Annotated in this window: 14 protein-coding genes; 4 read left to right on the forward strand and 10 right to left on the reverse strand. The window is 58.6% G+C overall.

Translation table 11 applies throughout. The features are described from left to right. Positions 1-10 precede the first annotated feature (10 nt). The 5 genes from VGM18_15725 to VGM18_15745 form a co-directional block, all read right to left on the reverse strand. Positions 11-1,396: a nicotinate phosphoribosyltransferase gene (locus VGM18_15725; GenBank protein HEY3974452.1), complete on the reverse strand. Its 1,386-nt coding sequence runs from the start codon at positions 1,394-1,396 to the stop codon at positions 11-13. A gap of 193 nt (positions 1,397-1,589) precedes the next feature. Then, complete coding sequence (locus tag VGM18_15730; protein ID HEY3974453.1) at positions 1,590-2,276, reverse strand: peroxiredoxin-like family protein; 687 nt, start codon at positions 2,274-2,276, stop codon at positions 1,590-1,592. A 55-nt stretch (positions 2,277-2,331) separates the two neighbouring features. Next, a complete protein-coding gene (gene ffh, locus VGM18_15735) occupies positions 2,332-3,735 on the reverse strand; it encodes a signal recognition particle protein (protein HEY3974454.1) in 1,404 nt (467 codons plus the stop codon). A 180-nt stretch (positions 3,736-3,915) separates the two neighbouring features. Further along, the gene (locus VGM18_15740) at positions 3,916-4,947 is read right to left on the reverse strand and encodes a histone deacetylase (GenBank protein HEY3974455.1); all 1,032 of its coding nucleotides are present in this window, start codon (positions 4,945-4,947) and stop codon (positions 3,916-3,918) included. Positions 4,948-4,955: 8 nt separating this feature from the next. Further along, complete coding sequence (locus VGM18_15745; GenBank protein HEY3974456.1) at positions 4,956-5,327, reverse strand: helix-turn-helix transcriptional regulator; 372 nt, start codon at positions 5,325-5,327, stop codon at positions 4,956-4,958. A 171-nt stretch (positions 5,328-5,498) separates the two neighbouring features. Here VGM18_15745 and VGM18_15750 point away from each other — a divergent pair, with 171 nt between their 5' ends. Then, the gene (locus VGM18_15750; protein HEY3974457.1) at positions 5,499-5,948 is read left to right on the forward strand and encodes a PA2169 family four-helix-bundle protein; all 450 of its coding nucleotides are present in this window, start codon (positions 5,499-5,501) and stop codon (positions 5,946-5,948) included. A gap of 78 nt (positions 5,949-6,026) precedes the next feature. Here the strand turns inward: VGM18_15750 and VGM18_15755 are convergent, their stop codons facing one another. Beyond that, positions 6,027-7,439 carry an APC family permease gene (locus tag VGM18_15755; protein HEY3974458.1) on the reverse strand — a complete coding sequence of 471 codons (1,413 nt, stop codon included), beginning with the start codon at positions 7,437-7,439 and terminating at the stop codon, positions 6,027-6,029. A gap of 426 nt (positions 7,440-7,865) precedes the next feature. Between VGM18_15755 and VGM18_15760 the strand changes: the two genes are divergently transcribed. After that, positions 7,866-8,330 carry a cupin domain-containing protein gene (locus VGM18_15760; protein HEY3974459.1) on the forward strand — a complete coding sequence of 155 codons (465 nt, stop codon included), beginning with the start codon at positions 7,866-7,868 and terminating at the stop codon, positions 8,328-8,330. 169 nt (positions 8,331-8,499) lie between these two features. Here VGM18_15760 and VGM18_15765 read toward each other — a convergent pair whose 3' ends face one another. From VGM18_15765 to dnaK, 4 genes are all read right to left on the reverse strand, one after another. Beyond that, a complete protein-coding gene (locus VGM18_15765) occupies positions 8,500-9,747 on the reverse strand; it encodes a J domain-containing protein (GenBank protein ID HEY3974460.1) in 1,248 nt (415 codons plus the stop codon). Between the two features lie 54 nt (positions 9,748-9,801). Further along, positions 9,802-9,984 (reverse strand): hypothetical protein, encoded by a 183-nt coding sequence (locus VGM18_15770; protein ID HEY3974461.1) that lies wholly within the window; start codon positions 9,982-9,984, stop codon positions 9,802-9,804. A gap of 24 nt (positions 9,985-10,008) precedes the next feature. After that, the gene (locus VGM18_15775) at positions 10,009-10,359 is read right to left on the reverse strand and encodes a GIY-YIG nuclease family protein (protein HEY3974462.1); all 351 of its coding nucleotides are present in this window, start codon (positions 10,357-10,359) and stop codon (positions 10,009-10,011) included. A gap of 232 nt (positions 10,360-10,591) precedes the next feature. Continuing rightward, positions 10,592-12,523, reverse strand: coding sequence for a molecular chaperone DnaK (gene dnaK / locus VGM18_15780; protein ID HEY3974463.1), 1,932 nt, complete (start codon positions 12,521-12,523; stop codon positions 10,592-10,594). 201 nt (positions 12,524-12,724) lie between these two features. Here dnaK and VGM18_15785 point away from each other — a divergent pair, with 201 nt between their 5' ends. Together VGM18_15785 and VGM18_15790 are read left to right on the forward strand one after the other, a co-directional pair. Continuing rightward, positions 12,725-12,952, forward strand: a complete 228-nt coding sequence (locus tag VGM18_15785; protein HEY3974464.1) for a hypothetical protein — start codon at positions 12,725-12,727, stop codon at positions 12,950-12,952. After that, complete coding sequence (locus tag VGM18_15790) at positions 12,952-13,344, forward strand: type II toxin-antitoxin system VapC family toxin (GenBank protein ID HEY3974465.1); 393 nt, start codon at positions 12,952-12,954, stop codon at positions 13,342-13,344. Before VGM18_15785 ends, VGM18_15790 begins: the two co-directional genes overlap by 1 nt. Positions 13,345-13,394 lie beyond the last annotated feature (50 nt).

Genomic DNA, 13,394 nt, shown 5'->3' on the forward strand with positions numbered 1-13,394 from the left:
TCGAGGCGCATCACGTGATTACCGGCGTATTTGCAATTCCCGCAGTGCCGAACACTCTCCGGTAACGCTCAACTTCCGCTGGCGGACCCAAAGCCTTGGAATAATTATCGGAGAGCTTCACTGCCGGACGCCCTTCGACGTTCGAAACTTTGCAGATCAAGCTGATGGGGTCAAAACCGTCGCGGTTGTTGGGATTGCATCCGCGAAAATCGTTGGTCAGCAGCGTGCCCCATCCGGCGCTGAAGCGAACGCGCCGCCCCGGCGTCCACTTGTTGCGGTCTTCAAAATCCGCCGCGCTCGCAAAATCGGCGGGCGTAACGCCTTTTGCCAGCGTGCCGCCAAAATAAGCGTGCAGCCCCAGAATCTGATCGACATCGAGCATGTCCGACGCGATCAACAATTTCTCCCTCGGATCTCTCCCATGCGTCTTTAGCCACGCAATGTATTCATCTCCGGCGATATATGGATCCTTGCTGTCGACGCGCTGCCCGGTCCAGTCCGCTACCCATTCGGGTGCCCCGGCAAGAAACTGCGTTGTTCCAAACGTATCGGGCAACATCACGCGCAGGGCGCCCTCGTAGGTCTGCTGCCATAGTTCCAGCACGCGGTATTGCGATTCCTTCAGCGCGGCGTCATCTGGCGCGAGCGCAGCGACGACCATGGGAATTTCGTGGGCGTTGGTCCCAATCGCTTCCAGGTCATGTTTGTGCGCCAGGAACGCATTCGACGTTCCAATAAAATTGCTGTCCAGGTTTGCTGCCATGGCCACGACAACATATTCCTGCCACAAAAAACTGTGGCGGCGGCGCGTGCCGAAATCGGCCACGCTCAGTCCCGGGACGCCGCGCAGCCGTTCAATCTTGCTCCACAATTTCGTCTTCGCGCGAGCGTAAAGAACGTCGAGGCCAAACTCGCTCAGCGTTTTCAGCGCAGCTCGCGTTTTTAACTCGCCAAGAATCGCCAGCGCATACAGCTCCCACATCGTGGTTTCCGTCCACGTGCCTTCAAAGACCAGGTGGATCTGGCCATCGCGCACCGACAGCCGATAATCTGACAGTCGAAAGTCCTGCTCCAGCCACTCTAAAAATCCCGGCTCGAAAATTCCGCGGCGGCCGTAGAAAGTATTGCCCGCCAGCCACACCAGTTCCGATTTTCGAAAGCGCAGCCCACGAACGTGCTGCAGTTGAACCTTCAGCTCTTCAATGTTGATGATGTCCGCCATGCGCACCGAAGCGTGCCGGTTGATCAGCGAGAATTCCACTCGCGTTCTGGGAAAATGCTTCCAGATAAATTGCAGCATGAGCAGCTTGTAGAAATCCGTGTCAAGCAGCGACCGCACCACTGGATCGAGTTCCCAATTGTGGTTATGCGCGCGTTCTGCAAAGTTGACGATCATCGAAGGGAAGGGGCCCTCATTTCGGCTTCCGACTCCCGCTCTCGGCTCCGGAACGTCGTCGATCCATCTTGCCGTGGAAGCCGAAAGCAGGGGGTCGGAAAGATGACAGTCTAGCAGTTTGCGCGGCAGACGGGTTTTGGGAAGGGCTCGGCTTCAGCCGTGCCGCTAGGTACTCGACGGGTGAATACCGGCTTCAGCCCCTGAGGGTCCGCAGAATGTCGCAAGGTTCCGGACGCTCCGTGTAATCCTCGTTCGCCGACGCATGGAGCACGGTCCCGTCGCGGTCGAGAATGTACGTCGCCGGAATCGGCAACTCCCAGCTTTCATCGCCATTCGTAAATGGCAGATTGACGAAGGACTGCCGATATACCGCTTCCTGAGCTTGCGGCACGCGATATGTCAGCCCAAATTGTCGCGCGACCTTGTTGCCGGTATCGGAAAGCAGCGGGAAGCGTAGCTTGTGCTGATCGTGCATGAAGAACGATTGCCTCACGGTTTGCGGAGAAATGGCGACCAGCGTTGCACCCGCCTCCCCGATCTGCGGCAGAATCAGATTTACGGCCTCCATCTGACCGACGCAGAATGGGCACCATCGCCCGCGGATGAAGCAGATCACCAATCGTCCGTTGGCAATCAGGGTGGAGGAAGAAATGATCTCGCCGTCATGGTTGGGAAGTTCGAATGCCGCCGCTTGCGCACCGACCGGCAGGGTGTTGGCAGCGAGATGCTGCTCCTTGAGTTCGGCAACGGCCTGCGCATGAATATCTTGCGTCTGCGGTGAAACGTACTTGGCAATGAGTTCCTTGCGCTCGGCAAAAGTATCGCGCAAGGGGCGAATATCAAGACTGGGACTCGACTCTTCGAGAGAGCGCCATTTCATTGCAGTTAGACCGCCCGCTGGTAGCTGGGTACTGACCCTGATCCCTGATCCGCTCTCACATCCCTGGCAGCTTCATCCCCGCCAGCCTTCGCGCGAAACTCGGTTTGCCCATCTGCTTGAACATTTTCTTCATCTGCGCGTACTGGCGAAGCAGATTGTTCACTTCCTGCACGGTCGTGCCCGATCCGCGGGCGATGCGCTTGCGGCGGTTGCCGTTGATCACTTCATGATGATTGCGTTCGTGCATGGTCATTGAATTGATGATGGCTTCGACGCGGTTGATCTGCTTCTCGTCCACGTTGTCGGCGGCTTTTTGCAGGCCGGAGAACGGGCCGATTGAAGGCAGCATCCCCATCAGGCTCTTCATCGATCCCATCTTCTTGACTTGGCGCAACTGGTCGCGGAAATCTTCCAGCGAGAAGCCGTCGCCGGTCAGGGCCTTGGTGGCCATTTCCTGCGCCTTCTTTTTGTCGAGATGCGATTCCGCGCGCTCGATCAGCGACAGGATGTCGCCCATGCCGAGAATGCGCGAGACAATTCGGTCGGGGTGAAAGGGCTCGAGCGCGTCATATTTTTCGCCCACGCCGATGAACTTGATGGGCTGGCCGGTGACCTGGCGAATCGACAGCGCCGCGCCGCCGCGGGCATCGCCGTCCATTTTGGTGAGCACTACGCCGGTGAGCGATAGTTTCTTGTGGAATTCTTCGGCCGAGCGCACGGCGTCTTGTCCGGTCATGGCGTCGGCCACGAACAGAATCTCAGAAGGATTCAGCAGCTTTTTCAGCGACTGCATTTCGTCCATGAGCTGGTCGTCGATGTGCAACCGGCCGGCGGTATCGACAATGAGCACGTCGCAGCCGGAGACGATGGCCTCGCGGCGGGCTTCTTTGGCCAGTCGCTCAACATCGGGAGACTTCTCGTAGGAGCCGGCGCCTTCGTCATCCGCGCCCCGGACGAATGCGTCCGGGGCTACGTGACCTTCGTAGATGTTTGCCTTCACCGCCTGCGCCACAACTTTCAACTGCTCGCGCGCAGCGGGACGGTAGACGTCGACCGACACCAGCAGCGGACGATGTCCGCCAACTTTGAACCAGTTCGCCAGCTTGCCGGAGGTGGTGGTCTTGCCGGAACCTTGCAACCCGGCCATGAGCACGACTGTGGGCGGCTGCGAGGCGAACTTCATGCGCGCTGTGTCTTTGCCGAGAATCTCGACCAGTTCGTCGCGCAGAATCTTGATGACCTGCTCGCCGGGCGAGAGCGCAGTCATCACTTCCTGGCCGACCGCCTTGGCGCGAATCTGGTCGATGAGCTGCTTGACCACCTTGAAATTGACGTCGGCCTCAAGCAGCGCCAGCCGGATTTCGCGCAGCGCCTCGTCAATGTTCTCCTCGGTCAGCTTGGCCTGTCCGCGAAGCGACCTGAACGCGCGTTGTAGCTTTTCTTGTAGGTTCTCAAACATAAATGTATCCAGATATTTTAGCAGCCATGCTCACGTAGGGGCGGACGCGTTCGTCCGCCCCGCGTGAGCCCCGGGACGCGTAAGCTGACATTGGTTCGGTCGCAGAAGATGTAATTATGACCCGCCGGTCAGCCGGCACCCCGGACGAATGCGTCCGGGGCCACGTAAGCGGGTGGTGGCTTATTCACCAAGAACTTCTTTCGCCGCGACCACCGTGTTGCAGTGAATGGTTACCGTGTCTTCGACATTCTGCGCGTAGCCGCCGGCGTAGGTCACCATCACGGGAATGTCGCGGGCGCGGCACACGCGGAAGACGAGTTCGTCGCGCTTCTTCAATCCTTCAATCGTGAGATCGAGGCCGCCAAGCTGATCTTCACGGTAAGGATCGGCGCCCGCGACGTAGCACAGCATATCCGGCTCAAACTGGCGCAGGCCGGAACTGAGAGCGTTGTCGAGCCACGCCAGATAGTCGTCGTCGCCGGTGCCATCGGGCAGGTCGACGTCAATCGACGACGGCGGCTTCCACAGCGGATAGTTGTTGTGCTGGTGCAGAGAGATGGTGAAGACGTCGCCGGGGTGGGCTGCGCGCAGCTTAGTTGGCCTCACACCGTCTGGCCTCACACCGTAATGTGGCGCATTTGCAGGCTGCTCGACGGTCGATGCCGAAGACGATGGCAGCAGCGCGCTCGCGGTGCGGGTGCCGGCAAAAATCGCCGCAGTGCCGTTGCCCTGGTGCACGTCGCAATCCACCGTCATGGCGGTCTGAATTTTGCCGTCGTGCTGCATGCGCCGGATAGCCACGGCCACGTCATGGATCATGCAGAAGCCCTCGCCGTGATCGGGGAAGGCGTGGTGAAATCCGCCGCCAATGCTGATGCACGCGCGATCGGTCAGACACCGGCGTGCGGCCAGAATCGATCCGCCCGCCGCCAGCCAGAATGCCCTGACCAGCTCCGGTGAAAATGGAATCTCAAGCTCCTGCGCCTCCCGCGGGCTGAGCGTGCCGGCCTTCAGCTTCTGGACATACTCGGGTTTGTGGACGAGAAGAATGTCCTGGTCGGTCGCGGGCTGGGGTTCGAGGAAGTCTTTCGCATCGGCGATGCCCGTGGCGACCAGGCGATCGCGAATACGACGGTACTTTTCCGCGGGGAATACATGATCACCGATAGGCAAGTAATACGCGTCGCTGTAGATGAGCTTGAAGGGCAGCATCCGCACACCTACTTCTTGCGTCCAACCTGCACCGTCGGCGCCACCATCGGCCTTCGCACGGGCACGATCGCGCCCTTGGCCGGATCGGCGGCGGCGTTGGCGCGGGTGAGCACTTCCTGCTGGATGTATTGCACGAATTCCTGAATCTGGCGCTGCATCTCTTCCATGCGTTCGCGCATTTGCAGGATGATGGCCATGCCGCTGATGTTCACGCCCAGGTCGCGCGCCAGCGACAGAATGAACTCGAGGCGCTGCAAATCTTCGTCGGTATAGAGGCGGGTGTTGCCCTCAGTGCGAGAGGGTTTGAGCAGGCCTTCGCGCTCATAGAGTCGCAACGTCTGCGGATGAATTCCATACATCTCGGCCACCGCCGAGATCATGTACGCGCCTTTGGATTTTCGTTTGGTCACAGGGCTTTCTCGGTCATAACATCTTTGCCAGTTCTAGATCTCTCTTGATATTAGATCACGAGCATTTTTTCTTCCTAATGCAGCCAATAGAATCATGCCAAACCTCTGCGGCGTAGGCGCATCCAAGTTTCGGAGGCTATTATGGACGAAAATAACGCAATCAGTGTGATTGAAAATCTTATCGAAACCTGCAAAGACGGACAAAAAGGCTATCAGGACGCCGCGCAGCACGTGAAACGAAGCGACCTCAAAACATATTTCAACGAGCAGAGCCTGGAGAGGGCGCGCTTTGCCGGCGAACTCGAAGCGGAACTGGTACGTTTAGGCAAGCCGGACAAGAAAGTTTCCGGGTCGGCAGGCGCCGCTGTGCGCCGCGCCTGGATCGACACCAAAGTTGCTCTCGGAGGCGGCGACAAGACCATTCTGGAGTCGGTGGAGGCTGGCGAAGACAATGCCAAAGAGGCTTACCAGAAGGCACTAAGCGGATCGTTGCCCGGCAACCTGATGGAGATCGTCCGGCGGCAGGCCGAGAGCGTACAGCGTGCTCATGACAAGGTGAAGAGCCTGCGCGACATGGCGAAGGCGGCGTAATCACTAGCGGCAGAAAGCGAAGAGGACCGGAAGTTCCCCGGTCCTCTTTTTGTTGCAGCGGAATTTCAGCCAGTTAGATTACGCGGCGGGTTGTGCTTTCGATTCCGGCTTCGCCGTCCAGCCCGACGGCTTCAGCGCGTGGTTGACGAAGTAAACGAGGAAGCCGGCCGCGATCAGGATCATCCCGAAGGCGAACGAACTCATATTCCAGATCTGCTCGTGATCGCTGCGCACCACGGCGAAGCTGAGCAGGAGCATGGGCGGAATGCCGATGGCAATCGCCCCAAACAGGCCGCCCGGCACGCGGAACGGCCGCTTTAGATTCGGCTCGCGGAAGCGCAGAAACGCCAGCGCCATGAACTCCAGCAGCAGACTGGCACCATAGAGCAGGATGTCGATCGTGACCAGCCGGGCAAAGCCCAGGCCTAAGCACATCGCCCATCCGATGGCGAGCGCAATAATGGCAACCCACGGCGCCCGTGATTTTTTGTGGAGCTTGCCGAAGACTGCCGGGAGCATGCCGTCCTGAGCCATCGCCAGGGGAAGCCTCGAGTAGCTCATGACCAGCGCGTTGAACATGCCGAAGGCGCTAATCATGCCCCCGAGCACGACACCGATGCGCAGCAATGGGCCACCCACCAGCGAGGCGATATCCGCCCACGAACCGGTTTCCCAGGCGGTCGGCTTCAGGCCGGTCATCCACATGGCCGCGAAGGGCAGCACGTAGCTGGCGGCCACAATGCAGACCGCGACCAGCATCGCCCGCGGGTAGGTGCGCTGCGGCTTCTCGACTTCGGTAGCGATGGTCGAGGCGTTGTCCCATCCCATGTAGTTCCACATGCAGATGAGCAGGCCGCCGAGAATGTCGACGGTTGAAGTAGTCGGCTTCGTGACCGCGTGCACAAGCGCGCCCGCCTTGAACGGAGCGAGCACGATGATCGCCACAAACGGCGCGGACAGCGCCAGGAATAGCCATAGCGAGGTGAGGGAAACCACCTTGACTCCCGCAATATTCAGCAGCGCGCAGGCGATCACCACCGCAAGCGCAACCCACCATCCTCGATTGCCGTCCTGAAACCATGGGAACATTCGCGTCAGGTAGGTCACGAACAGTGTGGGATAAATCGCCATGTCGAAAATGGACGCCACCAGCGAGAGCCAGGCTTCCTGAAATCCCCAGAAGTTGCCCATAGCGCGGCGCACCCAGGCATAGTAGCCGCCTTCGAACGGCAGCGCGCTCGAAAGCTCGCCAATCATGAATGCCGTGGGCAGGCTCCAGAGCAGCGGCGTGAGCAGCAGAATCAGAATCGCGCGGCCATAGCCGGCGCCGTGCACGATGTCTTCCGTGCCATAGGTTCCACCTGACACCATAAAGAAGGTGGCGGCGACCAGGGGCCAAAGCGTGAGACGGACGAATTTTTTCCGGTTGGGGACCGCGGTAAGAGGCTGGGGATTTTCGAGTTGTCGACGCGGAGCGCTAGCTGTTGCCAATTTCTATGTCTTCCTCCTCAAGCGACTCACTCTCACCACCGCGTCTCTCTTGGTCTTCAGCATAAAAAAAGACTGAGGACTTTCTGTCGCGGCTCCCGGGTTCGATGCGATTCCCGGGCATTTCGGCGAAGTTAGTTCGCATTTTTGAGATTACGGGAAATTTCCACAGATGCAAGATTTTTTTGATTTATTTTTGCGAAATTTTGTAGGCGGAAGCCGTGACCGAGGTAACCAGCGCACCAAGTCGTGGCGGCTAACCAACGACGGCTTCCGTGGAGACATTGCTCGCAACGTCTCTTGCTGGCGCTGTGGCCGCTTATGGTTTGTTGGCGACGCTGGGCAGACACGGAGCGAGCTACGTCATTAGTGGTTGCACCGCGGGCAGCAGCTCGTTATCATGCCGCGAAAGTTTCTAGGAGGAGTTCAATGAGACTACCGTTTCTCGCTGTCGTATTTTCGCTGGTTGCGTTCTTTGCGTCGCAGCCATTACAAGCACAAAACGCCTTTACGCCCGATCAAGTCAAGTGGGGCCCAGCTCCGCCATTCGTGCCGCCGGGTGCGCAGCTCGCTGTGCTTGAGGGTAATCCCATGGCAGCATCCGGTGACTACACCATCCGCCTGAAAATGCCGGCTGGGTACAAAATCGCGCCTCACACCCATCCCTTACGAGAAAATGTCAGCGTGATTTCCGGCACTCTGAAAGTTGGCATGGGGAATGCGTTCGATGCCGGCAAGATGATGGATTTCGGTCCCGGCAGCTTCGCTTATATGGACCCGAGCGTGCCTCACTATGTCGAAGCGTCAGGAGAAACCGTGGTCCAGATTCACGGGCAGTCGCCGGTAAAGTTCAACTACATCAATCCGGCGGACGATCCCAGCATGAAGAAGTAAGTGAAATTGACTTTTCATCCTGACGCTTTTGCGGGCCGAAGAGCCCGGAGCGAAGTCGAACGGATCTATGCAGTGATTGCAGCGCTATTCTGGTCAGCAATTGCATAGATCCTTCGATTCGTTAAGGATGACAGTGCGCAATAAAGGAAGCTTTAAGAGATCTGAAGTTCTAAACTTTAGCCCACAATTCCGCCCGTGGGTCCTCCGGGTTCAGCTTAGCCAACTCCCGCAGCAGTTCTTTGGTGCGCTCGTCGCGCGGCATGGGGACGGTGACCGTGATCTCGACGATCTCATCGCCGCGGACGCCTTCTTTCGTGGCTGACGGTACTCCCTTTTCCCGCAGACGCAGTTTCTGTCCGGACTGTGTTCCGGGTGGGATCTTCAGCAGTGCCCGCCCGTCAATCGTCGGCACTTCAATCTTCGCTCCCAGCGCCGCTTCGGTAGAACTAACCGGAACGGTCAGGTAGATATCGTCGCCGTCGCGGCGGAAGAGAGGATGCTCCTCGGTGCGGATAATCGCGTAAAGATCGCCAGCCGGCCCGCCGTGAACTCCGGCGTTTCCCTTGCAGGGCAGGCGAATGCGCTGCCCATCGCGCGTTCCAGCCTTGATGCGTACTTCGAGCGGCTCGGTTTTCATGACGGTGCCTTCGCCGTGACAGGTGGGACATGTGGTCAGATTTTTGCCCGTCCCGTGGCAGCGCGGACACTGCACGTTGAACTTCATCCGGCCGCCGGTCTGAGTGATCTGCCCGGTGCCGTTGCACTCGGGACACTTGCCGGGGGCTTCCAGCGAGCCCTGGCCGTGGCAGGTCGCGCAAACATCCTGGCGCGAAATGTTCAGCCGCATGACGCCGCCGCGGATCGCCGTCCAGAAGGGAACGTTGACTTGATATTCCAGGTCGGTCCCGGGTTCAGGGCTTTCCTCAGCGCCTGCGGCGCCTTGCCCGCCGCCGAAGATCGAACCAAAAATGTCGCGGAAACTGCTGCTGCCGCTTCCCCCGCCGCTCCTTCGGGACCCGCGCGCGGCGCTGTCGACCAGATCGGAAAAATCAAAGCCGCCGAAATCGAAGGGAACACCCTGGCCGCCGTCGGGTGCGCTGCCTCCGGGAAATCCGCCAGGAAAACCTCCGCCTGCCGATGCGCCGCCAGCCCGCGCATAAGCCTCAGCCGTTGCGGGATCAATATTGTCGGAGTAGAACCCGACCTGATCGTAGATTTTGCGTTTCTTGGGATCGCTCAGGACGTCGTTGGCCTCGGAGAGCGTCTTGAACTTCTCCTCCGCCGCCTTGTCCCCGGGATTCACGTCGGGATGGTACTTGCGCGCCAGCTTGCGAAACGCCTTGCGGATCTCGTCCGCCGAAGCGCTCTTCTTCACGCCGAGAATTTCGTAGTAGTCCTTTTTGGGGGGAGTCGCCATTGAGTTCAATCAGAGATGAGAGCATCTTAAATCGGACTTGTATTGATCCGAGTCTTAATTCAGAATCCTCCGCCTCTGTTTATCTTCCACAACGATTTTCAAATCCTCGAGTTCGGCCTCGTCCACATAAACGGGGACGCGCCGCGTCCCGGTGTCACCCTCGACAAAAACGAGCCACCGCCGCTCATCCTCGGCAAGGCTCAGAAAATACGTTTCCCCATTGACCTGAAAATCCACTTCGATACCTCCCAACCGTGAACTTCATCGATCCTTGATTGCTTCTCCAGCGAATGCCATCTGGGCGCCCCACTTATCGGCCAAGTCTTCCCATCGTGGATTCTTTGCCTCGATCAACGCAATCTTCTTGGCTCGCGCCCAGCCCTTCAGCTGTTTCTCGCGGCCGATAGCCTTGTGAACGTCGTCGAAACCTTCGTAATACACCAGCCGATTGCATCTGTACTTGCTGGCGAACCCTTCAATCTCGCCGCGCTTGTGCTGCAAGGCACGGCGGTAAATGCTATTCGTCATTCCAATGTAGAGCGTCCCTGAGCCGCTGCAAACGATGTACACGAAATACTCGTGATCCTTCATCGGACACCACACAACTGTCATCCTGAGCGAAGTTGCCGTCCGCGAAGCGGGCGGCAACGCAGTCGAAGGACCCCCTACAGCTTGACTTACTACAGACTTTTCAGGGAGTTTCAACCACGAACCCGTCAGCATCGTGAGAACTCCTCGCAACGCTTATCTCACTACAAACGGGTACGGGGTCTTCGACTCCGTGGCTGCTTCGCTTCGCGAACCAGCCACTCCGCTCAGGATGACAAACAATTCGTGTCAACTCTTACTTCTTGTCTTCCACGTCCACGTATTCAGCGTCGATGACGCCTTCGTCTTTCTTCTGGCTTTGACCGTTGCTGCTGGTCTCGCCACCGGCAGTCGCACCGGGCGTTGGACCTGCTCCCGGCGTCGGCTGAGCGGCTTTATACATCTGTTCCGCCAGCTTGTGCGATGCCGCGGTCAGCTTCTCGCGGGCCTTGTCCATGGTCGCTTTGTCGTTCGACTCCAGCGCCTTTTTGGCGTCGGCGATGGCGTTCTCGACATCTCCGCGCTCTGAGCCGGAGATCTTGTCGCCCTGCTCCTTCAGCATCTTCTCGGTGTTGTAGACCATGCTGTCGAGCTGGTTCTTGGCCTCAATCGATTCGCGTTGCGCCTTGTCTTCCGCCGCGTGTGCGTCGGCTTCTTTCGCCATGCGCTCGACTTCTTCCTTCGACAGGCCGGAAGACGACGTGATGGTAATCTTCTGGTCTTTTTGCGTGGCCATATCTTTCGCGGTCACGTTCAGAATGCCGTTGGCGTCAATGTCAAAAGTCACTTCGATTTGCGGTACGCCGCGTGGCGCCGGTGGAATCCCGGTCAGGTGGAACTTGCCCAGAGTCCGGTTCTGCGCCGCCATCGGACGTTCACCCTGCAACACGTGCACTTCAACCGAGGTCTGGCTGTCGGCCGCGGTCGAGAACGTCTCAGTTTTTTTGGTTGGAATCGTCGTGTTGCGCGGGATCATCGGCGTCGCCACGCCGCCCAACGTCTCAATCGCCAGCGACAGCGGAGTCACGTCGAGCAGGAGCAGATCTTTCACTTCGCCGCCCAGCACGCCACCCTGAATCGCCGCGCCGATCGCGACCACTTCGTCAGGATTCACGCCCTTGTGGCCCTCGCGCCCAAACAATTCTTTCACCAGCCCCTGGATGCGCGGCATGCGCGTCTGTCCGCCGACCAGCACCACTTCGTTGATCTTGCTGGAATCCACGCCCGCATCTTTCATGCACTGCTTGCAGGGGCCGACCGACCGCTGAATGATGTCTTCCACCATCCCCTCGAGCTTCGCCCGAGTCAGCTTCTGCACCAGGTGCTTCGGGCCGCTGGCATCCGCCGTAATGAACGGCAGATTGATTTCGGTCTCCATCGTGGTCGAGAGTTCGATCTTCGCCCGCTCGGCTGCGTCGCGCAGACGCTGGAGCGCCATTTCGTTGCCCTTGCCGCGAAGATCGAGCCCTTCGTTTTTCTTGAATTCGTCAATGAGCCAGTCGACGATGCGCTGGTCGAGATTGTCGCCGCCCAGGTGCGTGTCGCCATTGGTGGCTTTCACTTCGATGACGCCGCCGCCGACTTCCAGAATCGAAATATCGAACGTTCCGCCGCCGAAGTCGTAGACCGCAATGGTCTCGTCTTTTCCCTTGTCGAGCCCGTACGCCAGCGCCGCCGCGGTCGGCTCGTTGATGATGCGCTTCACGTCCAGCCCGGCGATCTGCCCGGCGTCTTTGGTCGCCTGCCGCTGGGCGTCATTAAAATACGCAGGCACGGTGATGACCGCCTCGGTCACTTTCTCGCCGAGATAATCCTCTGCCGCCTTCTTCAGCTTCTGCAGGATCATCGCCGACACCTGCGGAGGCGTGTACTCCTTCCCCTGCGCCAGCACGGCGACGTGGTCGCCCGACTGCACCACCTTGTAGGGCACCATCTTGATCTCTTCCGAAACTTCGTCGTAGCGCCGCCCCATGAAGCGCTTGATCGAATAAACCGTGTTCTCCGGGTTAGTGATAGCCTGCCGCTTCGCGACCTGCCCCACCAGCCGTTCGCCGGTCTTGGTGAATCCTACGACCGAAGGCGTAGTCCGCCCTCCTTCTTCATTAGGAATCACTTTTGGCTCGCCGCCCTCCATGACCGCCACGCAGGAATTGGTAGTTCCCAAGTCAATTCCGATAATTTTTCCCATACAATACTCCTCCTAACTTGATAAGTGCTTTAAAATCAGTCCCGATATGATTGCGCCTTAAGCCATGCTAAGACTTGAGTGAGTCGCTGTCAAGATTTAGATGCACTGAGGAAACAGGAGGATGCGGGCAAAAGCTTCGCCGGAGCAAAATCACAGCCGACTTGGATTGACATGTGCTCCACATGCAAGTATGCTTAACACATGTCCAAGATGGTTCAACTTCGCAATGTGCCGGACGAGCTCCATCGCAGCCTGAAGGCCCGTGCCGCCTTGGCAGGGATGTCTTTGTCGGACTACTTATTGTCAGAAATTCGAGAGATCGCAGAGCGGCCGACTCTAGCCGAATTGCGGGAACGGTTGCATCGACGCAAGCCGGTGAACGCCGAACTTCACACCGTCCGCATTCTTCAGGAAGAACGCCGGAACTAGTGATCGTACTGGACGCATCCGCTGCAGTCGACTGGCTCCTGCACACACCCGCTGGCCTCCGGATCGAGACGCGGATCTACTCGCAAAACGAATCTCTGCATGCACCGCACTTGATCGATGTCGAGGTCGGGCAAGTCTTGAGACGATTGGCACGCGAAGGCACGGTTTCCACGAACCGCGCTGCGCAGGCAATCCAAGATCTGCTGGACCTTCGTCTGGCGCGCTATCCTCATTTCGTGTTGCTGCCCCGTATTTGGCAGCTTCGGAATAATTTTTCCGCCTATGACGCGGCCTATGTCGCGCTGGCGGAGGAACTCAACGCCACTCTGGTGACGCGCGACGCCGGAATGAGTTCTGCGCCGGGACGCTCAGTTTCGATTGAGTTGTTTTAATATCGGCTCGATGTCCGGTCGATGTCCGGCGGTTGGAGAGACGAGGGCCG

Source organism: Candidatus Sulfotelmatobacter sp., assembly GCA_036500765.1.
Lineage (GTDB): Bacteria > Acidobacteriota > Terriglobia > Terriglobales > Acidobacteriaceae > Sulfotelmatobacter.